This is a genomic window from Pseudoxanthomonas sp. JBR18 (assembly GCF_028198165.1).
Classification (GTDB): domain Bacteria; phylum Pseudomonadota; class Gammaproteobacteria; order Xanthomonadales; family Xanthomonadaceae; genus Pseudoxanthomonas_A.
Window position 1 is genome coordinate 4,024,837 of sequence record NZ_CP116339.1, and the last position, 16,130, is coordinate 4,040,966.

At 66.7% G+C, this 16,130-nt stretch carries 18 protein-coding genes; 5 read left to right on the forward strand and 13 right to left on the reverse strand.

From position 1 onward, the window contains the following. Positions 1-101: 101 nt before the first annotated feature. Entirely contained in the window at positions 102-359 is a 258-nt protein-coding gene (locus PJ250_RS18145) for a YciI family protein (protein ID WP_271646011.1), read from the reverse strand. 62 nt (positions 360-421) lie between these two features. Between PJ250_RS18145 and PJ250_RS18150 the strand changes: the two genes are divergently transcribed. Beyond that, positions 422-694: a hypothetical protein gene (locus PJ250_RS18150; protein WP_271646012.1), complete on the forward strand. Its 273-nt coding sequence runs from the start codon at positions 422-424 to the stop codon at positions 692-694. A 148-nt stretch (positions 695-842) separates the two neighbouring features. On the opposite strand, the gene argH is transcribed toward PJ250_RS18150, so the two are convergent. From argH to PJ250_RS18195, 9 genes are all read right to left on the reverse strand, one after another. Next, a complete protein-coding gene (gene argH, locus PJ250_RS18155; RefSeq protein ID WP_271646013.1) occupies positions 843-2,141 on the reverse strand; it encodes an argininosuccinate lyase in 1,299 nt (432 codons plus the stop codon). 204 nt (positions 2,142-2,345) lie between these two features. Further along, positions 2,346-3,299, reverse strand: coding sequence for an N-acetyl-gamma-glutamyl-phosphate reductase (gene argC / locus PJ250_RS18160; RefSeq protein ID WP_271646014.1), 954 nt, complete (start codon positions 3,297-3,299; stop codon positions 2,346-2,348). Beyond that, positions 3,296-3,904 carry a GNAT family N-acetyltransferase gene (locus PJ250_RS18165; protein WP_271646015.1) on the reverse strand — a complete coding sequence of 203 codons (609 nt, stop codon included), beginning with the start codon at positions 3,902-3,904 and terminating at the stop codon, positions 3,296-3,298. The genes argC and PJ250_RS18165 overlap by 4 nt, the downstream gene beginning before the upstream one ends. Beyond that, complete coding sequence (locus PJ250_RS18170) at positions 3,904-5,169, reverse strand: acetylglutamate kinase (RefSeq protein ID WP_271648698.1); 1,266 nt, start codon at positions 5,167-5,169, stop codon at positions 3,904-3,906. The genes PJ250_RS18165 and PJ250_RS18170 overlap by 1 nt, the downstream gene beginning before the upstream one ends. A 126-nt stretch (positions 5,170-5,295) precedes the next feature. Further along, complete coding sequence (locus tag PJ250_RS18175) at positions 5,296-6,390, reverse strand: acetylornithine deacetylase (RefSeq protein WP_271646016.1); 1,095 nt, start codon at positions 6,388-6,390, stop codon at positions 5,296-5,298. A gap of 19 nt (positions 6,391-6,409) precedes the next feature. Beyond that, the gene (locus PJ250_RS18180; protein WP_271646017.1) at positions 6,410-6,853 is read right to left on the reverse strand and encodes a GNAT family N-acetyltransferase; all 444 of its coding nucleotides are present in this window, start codon (positions 6,851-6,853) and stop codon (positions 6,410-6,412) included. 134 nt (positions 6,854-6,987) lie between these two features. Further along, on the reverse strand, positions 6,988-8,187 hold the full coding sequence (locus PJ250_RS18185; RefSeq protein WP_271646018.1) for an argininosuccinate synthase: 1,200 nt from the start codon (positions 8,185-8,187) through the stop codon (positions 6,988-6,990). A gap of 26 nt (positions 8,188-8,213) precedes the next feature. Further along, a complete protein-coding gene (locus PJ250_RS18190; protein WP_271646019.1) occupies positions 8,214-9,224 on the reverse strand; it encodes an N-acetylornithine carbamoyltransferase in 1,011 nt (336 codons plus the stop codon). A gap of 285 nt (positions 9,225-9,509) precedes the next feature. Further along, entirely contained in the window at positions 9,510-10,007 is a 498-nt protein-coding gene (locus PJ250_RS18195) for a hypothetical protein (protein WP_271646020.1), read from the reverse strand. A 261-nt stretch (positions 10,008-10,268) separates the two neighbouring features. On the opposite strand from PJ250_RS18195, the gene cysS reads away from it, so the two are divergent. From cysS to PJ250_RS18210, 3 genes are all read left to right on the forward strand, one after another. After that, positions 10,269-11,636: a cysteine--tRNA ligase gene (cysS, locus tag PJ250_RS18200; RefSeq protein ID WP_271646021.1), complete on the forward strand. Its 1,368-nt coding sequence runs from the start codon at positions 10,269-10,271 to the stop codon at positions 11,634-11,636. A gap of 180 nt (positions 11,637-11,816) precedes the next feature. After that, the gene (locus PJ250_RS18205) at positions 11,817-12,257 is read left to right on the forward strand and encodes a SufE family protein (RefSeq protein WP_271646022.1); all 441 of its coding nucleotides are present in this window, start codon (positions 11,817-11,819) and stop codon (positions 12,255-12,257) included. Continuing rightward, the gene (locus PJ250_RS18210) at positions 12,254-13,504 is read left to right on the forward strand and encodes an MFS transporter (protein ID WP_271646023.1); all 1,251 of its coding nucleotides are present in this window, start codon (positions 12,254-12,256) and stop codon (positions 13,502-13,504) included. The genes PJ250_RS18205 and PJ250_RS18210 overlap by 4 nt, the downstream gene beginning before the upstream one ends. A gap of 191 nt (positions 13,505-13,695) precedes the next feature. Here the strand turns inward: PJ250_RS18210 and PJ250_RS18215 are convergent, their stop codons facing one another. The 3 genes from PJ250_RS18215 to PJ250_RS18225 are packed head-to-tail and all read right to left on the reverse strand — an operon-like array spanning position 13,696 to position 15,533. Continuing rightward, positions 13,696-14,364, reverse strand: coding sequence for a DUF2058 domain-containing protein (locus PJ250_RS18215; RefSeq protein WP_271646024.1), 669 nt, complete (start codon positions 14,362-14,364; stop codon positions 13,696-13,698). Between the two features lie 18 nt (positions 14,365-14,382). Then, positions 14,383-14,619 carry a SlyX family protein gene (locus tag PJ250_RS18220; protein ID WP_271646025.1) on the reverse strand — a complete coding sequence of 79 codons (237 nt, stop codon included), beginning with the start codon at positions 14,617-14,619 and terminating at the stop codon, positions 14,383-14,385. Then, entirely contained in the window at positions 14,619-15,533 is a 915-nt protein-coding gene (locus tag PJ250_RS18225) for an FKBP-type peptidyl-prolyl cis-trans isomerase (protein WP_271648699.1), read from the reverse strand. The genes PJ250_RS18220 and PJ250_RS18225 overlap by 1 nt, the downstream gene beginning before the upstream one ends. Positions 15,534-15,860: 327 nt before the next feature. Between PJ250_RS18225 and PJ250_RS18230 the strand changes: the two genes are divergently transcribed. After that, on the forward strand, positions 15,861-16,130 hold the full coding sequence (locus PJ250_RS18230) for a hypothetical protein (RefSeq protein WP_271646026.1): 270 nt from the start codon (positions 15,861-15,863) through the stop codon (positions 16,128-16,130).

Genomic DNA, 16,130 nt, shown 5'->3' on the forward strand with positions numbered 1-16,130 from the left:
AATGACGGATGGCCGGAACAAGATTGCCTGGGCGTGCTTTGTATCAATATCCGCTGCGGGTTAAATGCGCCCATCAAGCGGCAACATTCAGCGCTCGAAAGCTAGGGCGTGTTCCACTCGTACACGGTCAGCTCGGACGCGTCGCGCAGGGCCAGCGGGTCGGTGGCGACCAGCGCCTGGGCCTGCTCCAGGCTGTCGAGGTTCTTGAGCACGTACGCGCCGCCGCTGCCGTCGCTGAAACCGCCGGTCATGTGGAGCTGGCCTTCGACCTTGAGATTGATCAACCAGTCCTTGTGCGGGCCGATCACGTCGTCCGGAAACTCAGGCTTGCGCTTGGCCATTACCAGATACAGCTTCATTGACGCTTCTCCTGCTTGTGTTGCGTGGCTGGCGCGATGAGTTGCGCTGCGGGAGCCACTGGATGATCAGACATTCGCCTGCCGTAAAGCAGTTCCCGCCCGCGCCGGGAAACGACTCAAACCTGGCTGGCAACCCTGAGCATTCCGCTCGATCCCCCGACCAGTCAAAACACCTGTTGCTGTTGCTGTTGCTGTTGCTGTTGCTGTTGCTGTTGCTGTTGCTGTTGCCAGTGATCTTGACTCACCCTAGCCGTAAAGCGAGCCGAGCATCGCAGCAAGTCAGGGCCGAAGAGGCGCCCTGTTTGAGCGAAGCGAGTTTGGGCGCCGTGCCCTGACTTGCGAGAAGCGCAGGGGCCCGACGCGCCAGCGTCGGATCGCGTCCCGGCGAAGACGGTTTTGCTTCCTTTTGCCAAGACAAAAGGAAGTCGCGCCGAAGGCGCGAAAGCCTTTGCCCTTGCTTCCAACACAAGGCCAAACACCATCTCAGCCGCCCAGCCCCTCCCAACGCCGCCGCAACACCTCCAACTGCAGATCCGCCGCCGCCCCCGGCGACACCCGCGCCGCCAAACTCCCTTCCGGCGTGCGTCCCTGCCCCGCCGTGTCCGCACTGGCCGCCGCGGCCTTGTAGGCCTCGCGGAACGGCACGCCGGCCACCGCGGCTTCCACCGCCACGTCGGTCGCATACATGCCCGAATCGATCGCCGCGTGGATCTTGTCCTGCCGCCACTCCAGATTGGCCAGCAACGCCGGCAGCAGCTCCAGCGCCGCCAGCCCGCGGCCGAAGCCGTGGAAGATCGCGCCCTTGGAGCCCTGCAGGTCGCGGTGATACCCCGATGGCAGCGACAGCAGCTGCTCGATCTCGGTCTTGGCTGCCGCCACGCTGGCGTGGGTGGCGCGCATCAGCTCGATCACGTCCGGGTTGCGCTTGTTGGGCATGATCGAGCTGCCGGTGGTGTACTGCGCCGGCAGCGCGACGAAGCCGAACTCGCCACTGGTGAACAACGACAGGTCCCAGGCGATGCGGCGCAGGTCCAGCGTGGCGCCGCCGAGGGCCTCCAGCGCGGCCAGCTCGAACTTGCCGCGCGAGAGCTGCGCATAGATCGGCGAGACCTGCATCCGGGCAAAGCCCAGTTCGGCGGTGGTGTGCTCGCGATCCAGCGGCAGGTTGACGCCGTAGCCTGCGGCGGTCCCCAACGGGTTGGCGTCCACCAGGCGGAAGGTATCCATCGCGCGCGTGGCGTTGTCGATGAAGGCTTCGGCCCAGCCGGCCCACCACATGCCTGCCGAGGACACCACCGCACGCTGGATGTGGGTATAGCCGGGAATCGGCATTCCCTTTTCGGCTTCCGCGCGGTCCAGCGCCACCTTGGCCACCTCGCGGCTCAGCCCGGCCACGCGCAGCAGCTTGTCCTTCAGCCACAGGCGCGTGGCGACCAGGATCTGGTCGTTGCGGCTGCGGCCGGTGTGGATCTTGCGGCCGGCATCGCCCAGGCGCTCGGTCAGGCGCGCCTCGATGGCCGAATGGCAGTCCTCGTACTGCGCATCGAGCACGAAGGCACCGCTGCGGAAGTCTTCGGCCAGCACATCGAGTTGCTCGCTCAGCTTGCCCAGCTCGGACAGCGAGAGGATGTCGATGTGCTGCAACCCCTGCGCATGCGCCTTGCTGGCCGCGATGTCGTACAGGAAAAACTCGCGGTCCAGGATGACGTCATCGCCGGCCAGGAAGGTCTGGATCTTGGCGTCGACCGCGACGCCGGGTTTCTGCCATAACAAGTCAGCCATGGATGGTTCTCCTGCGAAGACAGCGTTGAAGCTGTCTTGAATTTGGTCTTTGCATCTGTAGAGCGGAGCTTGCTCCGCTGAGGCCTTCCCCGGAACGTCCACGTGGCTGGACCGGGACGGCAGCGGAGCAAGCTCCGCTCTACAAAACTCGATGCGCGATGGAAGGGACAGCGGCGGAGCGAGCTCCGCTCTACAAAGGGCGGGTCAGTGTGGGATCGAGGTCAGCTCATCCAGGCCCAGGGCCAGGTTGAGGTTCTGCATGGCCTGGGTGGCCGCGCCCTTGAGCAGGTTGTCCAGCGTGGACACCACCACCACGCGCTTGCCGCCCGGGGCCAGGGTGAAGCCACCGATCTGCACGCCATGGGTGCCGGCGATGCGGCTGACCCACGGCGCATCGTCGATCACCTCCACCAGCGGCTCGTCGGCATAACGCGCCTCATACAAGGACTTGATCGCCTCGCGCGTCATCGCGTGCTGCAGCCACAGGTTGACGGTCATGGTGATCCCGCGGAAATGCGGCGCCACGTGCGGCATGAACTCCACCGGCAGGCCGAGCTGCGCGGACACCTCGCGTTCGTGCATGTGGTTGGTCAGCGAATACGGCATCAGGTTGTCGGCCAGCAGCTCGGGGTTGTTCTTATCCGACGGCGTGGTCCCGGCACCTGAATAGCCAGAGACGCCGAAACACTGCGGTGGACTGGCCAGTTGATCCAGTAATGGCGCGATGGCCAGCTGCATGGCCGTGGCATAGCAGCCGGGGTTGCTGATGCGCTTCTGGCCGGCATACCTGTCGCGGGTGAGTTCCGGCAGGCCGTAATACCAGCTAGGTTCAAAGCGGTAGTCGGCCGACAGGTCGACGATGATCGTGTCCGGCGCGACCGCCTCGAGCGCGACGACGAAGGGCTCGGCCTTGCCGTTGGGCAGCGCCAGGATCACCGCGTCGGCGCCCTTGGCGGCCACGGCGTCGGCATCGAGATTCTCGAAGCGCAGCGCACCGGCATAGGCGGCGTTGTGTTCGCTGACCGGCTGGCCGTCCAGCTCGCGCGAGGACACGAAGGCCAGCTGCAGCTGTGGGTGGGCGACGATCAGCTTGATCAGCTCGCTGCCGGTGTGGCCGCGCGCGCCGACGATGCCGACGGTGAACGTTTTGGAAGTCATGCGTGCTTGTCCAGCTGGTGTTGCAGATGGGTTTTGATCGCCGGCCATTCGCGGTCGAGGATCGAGAAGATGACGGTGTCGCGCAGGGAACCATCGGCGTGGCGCTTGTGGTTGCGCAGGACGCCGTCCTGCTTTGCGCCCAGGCGGGCGATCGCCGCGCGCGAGGCATGGTTGAACCAGCTGGTTTCCAGCACCACCGAGGCCACACCCAGGGTCTCGAACGCGTAGCCCAGCAGCAGCTGCTTGGCCTGCGTGTTCAAGCCGGTGCGCTGCGCGCGCGGTGCGTACCAGGTGTAGCCGATGCTCAGGCGCGGCACCGCCACATCGATGTCATAGAAGCGCGTGCAGCCGGCCACCACGCCATCGGCGTCCAGCACCGTGAAGCACAGCATGCGGCCCTGCGCCTGCTCGGCCAGCGCGGCGGCGATGTAGCCGTCGATGGCCTCGGCCCTAGGAACGCCGGTGTACCACAGGGCCGGCAGCACGCCGTCGGCGACGATCGCGCGCAGGCCGTCGGCATGCGTCGGCGACAGCGGCGCCAGGGTGACGTGGTCGCCACGCAGGGTCGGCACGCAGGTCCAGGCGGTGGCGTCGGCCTGGGTCATCAACCCACCAGCGTCGGCTGGCGCGTCGCGCAATGGGCCACGCACTGCTTGATCTGGTCGAAATCCTCCATGCCGTACCAGAACACCTTCCACTTCTCCTGCTTGAAGCAGCCGTCGGACTCGGCGTAGTAGAAGATGTTGATCTGGTTGTTGTGGCGCGAACGCCAGAACAGCTGCGGCGTCTCCTCGCGCATCACGTTCCAGACCGCACGGCCCAGGCCCTCGCCCTGCGCGTCGTCGGACACGGCGAACTTGTCCAGGTACACCATGCCGTCGCCATCGGTGAGGATGATGGCGGTGCGGTAGTTCTCGCTGACGTAGGCGCGCAGCAACGCGGTCTTCTCGAAATAGTCCGGCACCAGCGTGCGGCGGAAGCTGGATTCGATCAGGGTCTTCAGCCGCGGCAGGTCCAGCTCGTCCCAGGAGGTCGCCTTCAGCACGCGCTCGCCACGCCGGACCAGCGTGCCGGAGCCCTTGTGCGTGAACAGCTCCTTGGCCAGGTCCGCCGGCCGGGTGATCGACACCGACGATTCCAGCGGCAGCTTGTCCAGCAGATCCTTGATCTGCTCGATCTTGACCTTCATCCCGCCGTGGATCCACGGCTGGGCAATCAGGTGATCGTACTCGGTGGACAGGTTGATCGAGTCGATCACCTTGCCCTGCTCGTCGAGCAGGCCGCCGGTGCCGGTGAGGAAGATGATCTTGTACGGTTGCAGCTCGCGCACCAGCTCGTTGGCGGCAAAGTCGGCGTTGATGTTGAGGATCTGGCCGGCCGGGGTTTCGCCCAGGCTGGTGATCACCGGGATCGAGCCGGCCTGCAGGCTGGCTTCGATCGGCGCCAGGTTGACCGCCTTGACCTCACCGACCAGCCCGTAGGTGGCCTGGTCCAGGTAGTCGGCTTCGAACACGCCGCCGGTGATCGAGGTGGCACGCGCGCCGGCGGCCTGCAGCGCCTCGACCAGCTTCAGATTGGAGGACTGGAACACCTTGCGCACGATTGCCAGGCCTTCGGGCGAGGTCACGCGCAGGCCGCCCACGGTCTGCTTCTCGATACCGGCGGCCGACAATTCCGCATCCAGCTGCGGGCCGGCGCCGTGCAGCACGATCGGGGTCAGGCCGACTTCCTGCAGGAAGGTCAGTGAGGAAGTCAGGTCGTCCAGCTCGTCGCGCAGCACCGCGCCACCGACCTTCACCACCGCAAAGCGCTTGGCATCGAGCTGCGAGAAGCGCTTGAGGTACTGGCTGATCTCCTTCGCGCTGGCCATGCTCGAAAGCAGGCGCACGATGGTCTGGCGGGTCTGGGCGTTGGTCACGGGGATATTCACGATGTGCGGACTGACTCTTTTGAGGTGGCAGGCGGCCACGAAGGCCGCCGGCGAGATGCGCTGGAATCAGCGCCCATTGATGATGTGGTGGACCGATCCGGCGTAACGCTCCAACTGCTCCAGCGTCACGAACTCATCGGCGGTATGCGCCTGGGCGATATCGCCCGGGCCGTAGACCAGCGCGGTGTAACCACCGGCCGAGAACAGCGAGGCCTCGGTCCAGAAATCCACCGCGTTGCCGATGGGCAGGCCCAGTTCGTCGGCGACATCGCGCGCGGCCAGGCGACGCTCCTCGGCACGGGCGATGTCGCCCGAAGGCAGGCTCGGGCCGCGGAAGGTTTCCTCGAAATGCGCCGCGGCCGGTTCGGCGAAACCGGCGAAGGTGCTCAGCAGGTCGTCGACGTCCATCGAGGGCAGCGGCCGGAAGCCAAAGCGCAGCTCGGCCGCTGGCGCGATCATGTTGGCCTTGATGCCACCTTCGACCCGGCCGATGTTGAAGCGCAGGCCGGTCAGCCCGCCAAAACGCGCATGGCTCAGCGACTCGACATGGTCCAGCGCCTTGCCGCCCCAGCGCATGGCCTGGTGCAGGGCGCTGGCCGATGGATCCTGCTTGCCCGAGGCATGGCCGGCGCGACCGGCGAACTTCATCAGCACCGAGCTGATGCCGCGATGCGCCAGCACGGCCTCGCCCATGGTCGGCTCGGCGACCAGAATCGCCTCGTACGGCAGGCCACGGGCCAGGAACGCGGCGATGCAACGCGGGTCATTGGCTTCCTCGTCGGAAGAGAACAGGAAGGCCGCATCGCCATCGCCGGCATTGGCCGCGGCGATCAGCGCGGCCGCCGCGCCCTTGATGTCGCACACACCCAGGCCGACCACGCGATCGGCCTGGCGGCGCATCACGTGCGGATCGGCGCTCCAGTGCGGCGAATCCGGCACGGTATCCAGGTGCACGTTGAACAGGTATCTGGGCGCGCCGCGCACGGCGTAGAAGCTGATCGCGCCGGCGCCGTGGTCGATCACCTCGACCTGGAAGCCCGGCAACTGCGCACGCAGGTAATCGAAGATGCCGCCAGTGGTCAGCGCACGCGGCGGGTTGCGGGTGTCGAAGGACACCAGCTTCTCCAGATGCGTCAGCGTGGTTTCGAGCAGATGGGTCATGTCAGTCGGTCTATCGGGTTCAGGCGGCGGAAGCGGCGGCGCGGCTGTAGAGCTCCATGTCGAGCTTCTCCATCAACCGGTCCGGACGCGCGGGTGGCACGAAGCCGAACTGCGCATACAGGCCATGCGCATCGAAGGTGGCCAGCATGAAGCGACGCAGGCCCTGCAGCTGCGGATGCGCCACGATGGCCTGCATCAGCTGCTTGCTGTAGCCATGGCCGCGCTGGCTTTCCAGCACGAACACGTCGGCCAGATAGGCGAACGTCGCACCATCGGTGATGACCCGCGCGAACGCCACCTGCCCCACCTCTTCGAGATAACCACCGAAGCACAGCGACCCGTCGATGGCGCGCTGCACCGTCTGACGCGGGATGCCGCGCGACCAGTAGGCCTGGACCAGGAAACCGTGGATCACGTCCAGGTCCAGGCGGGTCTTGTCGGTGGAGATGTCGAGTGTGGTCATGTCTTCGCTTTAAACATCATTCGTCGCTTCCGCGGCGTTCAACAGACGGATGTCTGGTCAGGCGGGAGCCCAGTGACTTGCAAGTGATCAGGCAAGCCACTGGATCCCCTCCTGCGCGGGAATGACGGGCCCGATCAACCTTCGCCGTTGACCTGCGCGTACAGCGTGGAGCTCATGCCGAACAGCTTGATGAAGCCTTCGGCCTCTTCCACGCCCCAGTCGGCCGACTGCGCGTAGGTCGCGCCCTTGGCGTTGAGGATGTGCGGCGACTTAACCGCCACGGCCTCGACGCGGCCGCCGTCGGTACGCAACACCACCTCGCCGTTGACCTTGCCCTGCGAGGACTTCAGAAAGGCCTCGATGTCGGTCTTGAGCGGGTCGTGGTAGAAGCCCTCGTACACCAGCTCGACCCACTTGCGCGCCACTTCGGGCTTGAAGCGATTCTGCTGCTTGGTCAGCACCGCATCCTCCAGCGCGCGGTGCGCGGCCAGCAGCGACACCAGGCCCGGCGCCTCGAACACGATGCGGCCCTTCAGGCCGATCACGGTGTCGCCGGTGTACACGCCACGGCCCACGCCGTAGGGGGCGAAGAGCTTGTTGAGCTTGGCCAGAATCTTCTCGCCGGCCAGCTTTTCGCCATCCAGCGCCACGGCCTCGCCGTTGACGAAGCTCAGGGTCACCGACAGCGGCGCTTGCGGCCACTCGGCGCGCGGCGCGCACCAGCCGCGTGCGCCCTCGCCCGGGGCTTCCCAGCGATCGATCTCCCCGCCGGACATGGTCAGGCCCAGCAGGTTCTCGTTGATGGTGTAGGCCTGCTGCTTGGCGCGCACGCCGAAGCCGCGTGCTTCCAGGTACTGCTGCTCGTAGGCGCGGGTCTGGGTGTGCTCTTTCTGGATCTCGCGGATCGGCGCGACGATCTCGTAGTCGCCCAACGCCTTGACCGCCAGGTCGAAACGCACCTGGTCGTTACCCATGCCGGTGCAGCCATGCGCGATGGCCTTGGTGCCCAGCTCGGCGGCGCGCTTGAGCGCGGCATCGACGATCAGGTAACGGTCGGAGACCAGCAGCGGGTATTGACCCTGATAGCCCTCGCCGGCCCACACGAAGGGCTTGACGAAGCCGTTCCAGATCGCAGGGCCGCCATCGACGGTCTGGTGGCTGGCCACACCCAGTTCGGCGGCGCGCTGCTCGATGAAGGCGCGCTCGGCATCGTCCACGCCGCCGGTGTCGGCGAACACGGTGTGCACCGCGTAGCCCTTTTCCTGCAGGTAGGGAACGCAGAAGCTGGTGTCCAGGCCGCCGGAAAAGGCCAGCACGATGTCTTTCTTGCTCATGATCTGTGGTTCCGAAAGGTGGGGAATTACTGGGAAATCAGGGCGGCCATGATCGCCTTCTGCACGTGCAGACGGTTCTCGGCCTCATTGATGGCGATGCACTGTGGCGAATCCATGACCGCGTCGGTCGCCTTGACGTTGCGACGCAGCGGCAGGCAGTGGCTGAACACGCCGTTGTTGGTCAGGGCCATCTTGGCCTCGTCCACGATGAAGTGCTTGTACTGGTCGCGAATAGGCTTCTCCGGGCCCCAGTTGCCGAAGTACGGCAGCGCGCCCCAGCTCTTGGCGTAGACCACATCGGCACCGGCGTAGGCGCTGTCGATGTCGTGGCTGACCTTGAGCGAGCCGCCGCTTTCGGCCACGTTGTCCTGCGCCCAACCCATGTAGCGCTCGTCGAGGACGTACTCGGGCGTCGGGCACAGCAGGGTCACGTCCATGCCCATGCGCGTGGCGATGGTCAGGGCCGAATTGGCCACCGCGGTGTTGAGCGGCTTGGGGTGGTAGGTCCAGGTCAGCACGTACTTCTTGCCGCGCAGGTCGGAGGTGCCGAAGTATTCCTGCAGCGCCATCACGTGGGCCAGCTCCTGGCACGGATGGGTGATGGTCTCCATGTTGATGACCGGCACCGGGCAATACTTGGCGAAGCTCTTGAGCACGCGGTCCTGGCGGTCGATTTGCCAGTCCACGAACTTCGGAAACGCGCGCACCGCGACGATGTCCGCATAGCGTCCCAGCACCTGGGCCACTTCGGCGATGTGCTCCTCGGCCTCGCCATCCATCACCGTGCCCAGGTCGAACTCGATCGGCCACGCATCCTTGCCCGGCTGCAGCACCACCGCGTGGCCGCCCAGCTGGAAGGTGCCCAGCTCGAAGCTGGTGCGCGTGCGCATGGACGGGTTGAAGAACACCAGGGCCACCGACTTGCCCTTGAGCTCGCTGCCCAGCTTGTTGCGTTTGAACAGCGCGGCCTGGGTCAACAGGGCGTCCAGGTCCGGACGGCTCCAGTCCTGGGTGTTCAAGAAGTGCTTCAAGGGCATCGGGTCATCCTTTGCGAGATTGGGCGCGCCGGCCGGCGCGGTTGCGATTGAAACTTTCCAGTGACGCGAAAACGAAAAAACCCAGCCTGATGGCTGGGTTTTTCCGGTGTGCAGGCGAAGACCTCCGGTGACCCAGCTAGGAGCAGGATTCCGGTCGGCGAGCACGCGAGGTCATGCCCGAGGCCATCCGGGCGGCGCTTGCGTACAGGTGCGAAGAGATCTTCATGGGGCGCGCATCCTCGCACGCCGCCGTGCTGCGGCGCAAGGCCGAGTGCGACAGATCCCTCACTGGCCCGCGTAGGGCATCACCGAGACGCGGATGCGCAGGCGATTGCCGGGATCCTCGGCCATGCGGTTGCGGTACTTGGTGCCCTTGTAGACGTAGTCCACGTCGTAGGCGATGGGTCGGCGGAACTCGCGCTCGACCGTGACCATGTGGCAGTTCTGGTCCGCTGAAGACGTTGACCTGGATTTGGCATCCGAGGGCTTGCCATCGGCTGGCTGGCTGTCGTCCCCGGTAAAGATGCCCTTGACCGAATCGACCATCCGCGCGATGCGCCCTTCTTCCTTTGGCGCCTCTTCGTCCTCCTGCCTGGCCGGCGAATCGCACTGCTGCTCGGTGCGGCTGGCCCGCAGCGTCTGGTAGACCGGCTCGACGGAGAGCACCTGCGCGTAGTCGATCCTCACGTTCTCCACCGGAACCACCGTGGTCTGCTGCGCGGACGCTGGGACGACGCAGGCACAAAGACTGACGGCAAGCAGGACGCGGAAGGCTGGAGGCATACAGCGCGGGGGAATGGGAAGCGAGGCGGAGATACCACAGGACAGTGTAGGCAGCAGGGCTGGAACTGGGCTGAATCCGCGCTGTCGACTGACACGCCCGCATGCACCGTGAACAGGCGTGGGCCGGGCACGTTCCTGCCAAGCACACGCCATGCAGGCAGCGACACGCATGGGCCTGGGCGCCCCGCGCGTACCGCCGTGTCCTATCCAGGTATCGCTGACAAGCCCTAGAATCAACGGCCTGCTTCCTGTCGTGCCCCCATGTCCCTGCAGCTGTTCAATACCCTGACGCGCCGCGTCGAAGCCTTCACCCCGCTGGATCCGGCCGCTCCGACCATGTACGTGTGCGGGCCGACGGTCTACAACTACGTGCATATCGGCAACGCCCGTGGCCCGGTGGTGTTCGGCGTCCTGGCCCAGCTGCTGCGCCGCCGGTACGGCGGCCTGCGCTACGCCCGCAACATCACCGACGTGGACGACAAGATCAACGCCGCCGCCGCCGAACAGGGCGTGCCGATCTCGGCGATCACCGACCGGTTCACCGCCGCCTACCGTGCCGACATGGCCGCGCTGGGCGTGGTCCCGCCGGACATCGAGCCGGAGGCGACCGCGCACATCCCGCACATCATCGCCATGATCGAGCGATTGATCGACGCCGGCCACGCCTATGCCGCCGATGGGCACGCGTTGTTTTCGGTCGGCTCGTTCGACCGGTACGGCCAGCTCTCGCGCCGCGATCCGGACGAGCTGCTGGCCGGCGCGCGCGTGGACGTGGCGCCGTACAAGCGCGACCCGGGGGATTTCGTGCTGTGGAAGCCCTCCACCGACGCGCTGCCCGGCTGGGACTCGCCGTGGGGACGCGGCCGGCCGGGCTGGCACATCGAATGCTCGGCCATGGCCGCCGCGCACCTGGGCCAGACCATCGATATCCACGCCGGCGGCGTGGACCTGCAGTTCCCGCATCACGAAAACGAGGTCGCCCAGAGCGAGTGCGCACACGGCGGAGTGACGTTCGCCCGCTTCTGGCTGCACAACGGCATGCTCAACTTCGGCGGCGCCAAGATGAGCAAGTCGGTGGGCAATATCGCCCGCGTCCACGACCTGCTCCAGGCGCACCCGCCCGAGGCACTGCGCTACGCCCTGCTCTCGGCGCACTACCGCCAGCCGCTGGATTGGTCCGATGCGCTGATCGAGCAGTCGGTGCGCACGCTGGACCGCCTGTACGGGACGCTGCGCGACCTGGGCGACGTGGACGCGCAGGCACATATCCCGGCCAGCATCGAAGCCGCATTGGACGACGACCTCAACACGCCGCTGGCGCTGGCCGAAGTAGCCCGTCTCGCGAGCGAGGCACGCAAGGCCGAATCCGCGGACGACAAAACGCGCCTGAAGTCCGACCTGCTGGGCGCCGGCCTGGCCCTGGGCTTGCTGCAGCAGTCACCGGCCGAGTGGTTCGCCCGTGGCACCTCGTCCGACGACGACGCCCGCATCCAGGCCTTGATCGAGGAACGCGCCGCCGCAAAGCAGGCACGCGATTTCGCCCGGGCCGACGCGATCCGCGATCAGCTCGCCGGCGAGAACATCGTGCTCGAGGACACCCCGCAAGGCGTGCGCTGGAAGCGCGGCTGATTTGATTGTTTCCTTCTCCCACCGGGACGAGGCGCCTTTGGGGTGGAAGGCGCCCCGAGGGGCGGATGAGGGTCAGCGAGCGACGCACGCGCGGCGCCAAACATCCCTGACTTCGCCCAACCCTCACCCCAACCCCGCTCCCAGAGGGAGAGGGGGCAACGCTCGCCATCTGGAAGACCCATGACCGACACTGTTTTTCCGCTGGAACCCACTGCCGTCGAAGCGCAGGCGGCGATCAAGGAGGAGTTTTCCTTCTTCTCTGACTGGGCCGAACGCTACCAGTACCTGATCGACCTGGGCCGCAAGCTGCCGCCCTTCCCCGAGGCGTGGAAGACCGAGGAGCATCGCCTGCTCGGCTGCCAGTCGATGGTGTGGATCGTGCCGCAGGGCAACGCCGCCAAGCTCGACTTCCAGGCGATCAGCGACTCGGCCATCGTCTCCGGTCTGATCTACCTGGCCCTGCGCGTGTACGCCGGCCGCCCCGCGGCCGAGATCCTGGCGACCGAGCCGGACTACATCGCCGACATCGGCCTGGCCAAGCACCTCTCACCGACCCGCAGCAACGGCCTGGCCGCGCTGCTGGCCTTTATCCGCCAGACCGCCCAGGCCCAGGCGCAATGAGCGTCCCGCCGCCGGCGGACACCGCGGTCGGCGCGCGCGAGGTGCTGGCGCAGCCAGGGTTCATCCGGATCCTGGCCTACCGCATCTGCGCGATCCTGTCCTATCAGGTCGTGGCGGTTTCAGTGGGCTGGCACATCTACCAGATCACCCAGAACCCGCTGTCGCTGGGCCTGATCGGCCTGGCCGAAGTCCTGCCGTTCGTGTGCACCGCGCCATTCGCGGGTTATCTGGTCGATCACCTGCCGCGGCGCCGACTGGGCATGACCGCCTCGACCGGACTGCTGCTCACGCCGCTGGTGCTGCTGGCGGTGGACAGGCAATGGCTGCCGGTGGACGGCGTGTGGCCGATGTACGCTGCCGTGTGCCTGACCGGCGCGGTGCGCTGCTTTCTGACCCCGGTCTACAACGCGCTGTTCGCGCGTGTGCTCGAACGCCGCCAGTTCGCCCGCGGCACCAGCATCGCCAATGTCTTCTTCCAGGTGGGGCTGGTCACCGGGCCGGCGCTGGGCGGTGGCCTGGTCGCCTGGGGCGGGACCACCCTGGCCTACTCGGTCGCCGTCGTCCTGGCGGCCGTGGCTATTGCGGTGCTATACCCGCTGAAGGTCGCCGAGCCCATCGCCACCGGGCCGCGCGCGCCCGTGTTCAAGAGCATCGCCGAAGGCACCCGCTTCGTGTTTTCCAACCAGATCATGCTCGGCGCGATGGCGCTGGACATGTTCTCGGTCCTCCTGGGCGGTGCTGTGTCGATGCTGCCGGCCTTCATCCACGACATCCTGCACCACGGCCCGGAAGGGCTGGGCATCCTGCGTGCCTGCCCATCGCTGGGCGCGGTGGTGGCCGGGCTGTGGATCGCGCGCCATCCCATCGACCGCCATGCCGGTCACATCCTGATGATCGCCGTGGCGGCCTTCGGGCTGTGCACCATCGCCTTCGGCCTGTCGCGCAGCTTCTGGCTGTCGGCGGCGATCCTGGTGGTGTATGGGCTTTGCGACGGGGTGTCGATGGTCCTGCGCAGCACTATCTTGCAGCTGGCCACCCCTGACGAGATGCGCGGGCGCGTCTCGTCGATCAACAGTATTTTCATCAGCTCGTCCAACGAGCTGGGCGCGTTCTACGACGGGGTGATGGCGCGCTTCCTGGGCTTGGTGCCAGCAGTGCTTCTGGGCGGCTGCGTGACCCTGTGTGTGGTGGGCCTGACCGCCTTGAAGGCGCCGAAGCTGCGCCGAGTGTCAATCAAGGATCTCTAGGAACCCCTGCTTTTCGCGCCACCTGAACCGACAAGACCCACACCCGTAGAGCGGAGCTTGCTCCGCTGCTCTTGTCCCTCTAGCAGCCGGATCGGTAAACCGGATCAGCGGGAAGGCCCCAGCGGAGCAAGCTCCGCTCTACGCGGGATTGTTTGGCGGCGCTGGTGCTAAAGGGGAATCAGGGCCGCCGATCACCAGACCAGGTCGTCCGGGACCTGGTATTTCGGATCGGCGTAAGGGTCGTCCTCGGCCGGTGCGTCCGGGTCGACCTTGAGCGCGACGGCCGGGGCGAAGATCGCTTCGACCTCGGCCAGCAGCGCCGCCTCCACCAGCAGGTAGCGACCGGCCTGCTGCACGATACCCAGCTGCCCGGCGTTGAGCGCCTTGAGCTGGTCGGCGGTGACATGGATCCGCTTGATCTTGCCGCCGTACGGGAAGTGGCGGACCACCTCGGCCGCGGGATCGTTGAGGGTCTTGCCGGCGATCAGCGCATCCACCTTCGCCCGCGCCTCCCGGCGCAGACGGGCCTCTTCCTGCTTCAGGCGCTCGGCCTCGATGCGCTCGTCCTTTTCTCTCTGCGCGCGGATCGCATAGGCCTTGGCCAGGTCGATATCCTCACGCGAGCGCGGCTTGCCGCCGGACTTGTGGGCGCCCGGGCCCTTGCCCGCCGCGGCCTTGTCGCCGCGTCCACGTGGCCCGCCGGGCTTGCCGTCGCGCCGATCGCTACGGGCATCGGCGCGTGCGCCACCGTGGGGACGCCCCGGCTTGTTGCCAGGGGTGTGATGGCCCTTGGGCCGTTCTGGCTTGGGCGCGGGCTTGAAACCCAATCCCAGCAGCTGGTCTCGCAGTGAGTCGGTCATCGGTGAATCGGTCGTGGATCAGTAATGCGGGGGCGGCGGTTCGTCGCCCGGTTCGGAATACAGCTCGGAACGGACCTTCTTCAGGTCGGCCAGCAGGTGGCGGACCAGTTCACCGTTCCGATTGCCCTCGGCCCTGGCGTCGGCCAGGGCCTCGCTGAGTTCGGCCAGGGCGTGCTCCTGGAAGGCGAGCCTGGTCTCCAGTTCGATCAGGCGCCGCTCCAGCGCATCGCCCGCCTGGGCCTCACCCGCGCTCATTACTTGGCGATGCCCAGCAGTTCGACGTCGAAGGTCAACGTCGCGTCCGGACCGATCGGGCCACCCGGGGTGCCCTGCTCGCCATAGCCCAGGTTGGCCGGCACCCAGAAACGGTACTTGGAGCCCACCGGCATCAGTTGCAGGCCCTCGGTCCAGCCCGGCACCACGTTGGCCAGCGGGAAGGTGGCCGGCTCGCCACGCTCGTAGGAACTGTCGAACACGGTGCCGTCCAGCAGCTTGCCCTCGTAGTTCACGCGCACGGTGCTGGCCGCGGTCGGACGCGCGCCGCTGCCCTGGCGCAGGACCATGTACTGCAGGCCCGACGGGGTGGTGACCACGCCCTTGGCGGTCTTGTTCTTGCCGAGGAACGCGGCGCCCTCGTCACGATTGCGCTGGGCCAGGCCGGCCTGGCGCTCGCTGGCGTAGGCTTGCACGGTCGAACGCGCTTCGTCCTCGGTCAGCAGGGTCTTGCCCTGAGCCAGCACGGTGCGCACCGCCTGCATCAACACCGGCAGTTCCACCTCATTCTTGAGCGGCGCGAGCTTGGGACCGATCATCATGCTGCCGACCATCAGGCCGACGTTCTGCTTGTTCACGGCCGGCGGCTGGCTGCCCGGCGGCTGGCCCGGCGGGGTCTGGCCGTTCTTGGCGGCCAGGTTTGCACGCAGGGCGGTGTCGGTGGCCTGGGCCTCTTCCTGGCTGATGGGTGGTTCCTTACCGTCCAGCGCACTCTGCAGGCCACGCTGCATCGCGGCAGGATCGATGTAGTCGGCCACCGGCGCGAAGGAGCGGCCGATGTCCATGCCGATCGCGTAACTGACCTTGTCACGCTGGCTGTCCAGCGTCGTCTTGTCCTGCGCCAATGCGTTTCCTCCGATCAGGGACGCGGCCAGACTGGCGGCCACCACCCACATGCCAAACGATTTCATCCGGTGCTTTCCTCATGCAGCCAAGCGCCGGGACTTCCGGCGCAACAGGCGCGCATTGTGGCATGTGCGCCTGCGGCAAGCAGGCTTTGCGGTCGTACACCCGACCGCATCGGCCCTGCACGGCCGCCTGCGGCACGCGACCCGTTCATGCATGCGCCGGTGAGGTGCCCTGCTCCCAGCCGCAAGGCCACCTGGATGCACACCGGACACCCCTGCCATTGGTTGGGTCATCGAAGTGTCATTCCCTGTTGACGCGGGTTGATTTGGTGTTATAGTTACCTACAACACCACCAACCCAAAGCAGAGGACGCCATGGACAGCAAACTCGGAAACCCCGGTTTCACCCTGCTCGGCCTGAGCCTCGTAGCCCTGACCACATTGGGCCTGCTGAGCCGGATGCCGGCCTCCAGCGCGCTGCCCGGCGCGGTGGAAGCGGCGGCCGCACACGCGCTGCCCACGGTGATCGAGGCAGGCGCCTCGACCGCCGCCCCCTCTCCCCCAGCCCAGGACGGCACCCACCACAGGCACGCGCTGTCGATGCCTTATTTCTCCTTTGCCCGTCTGTTGCGACCCGGGAGCTGA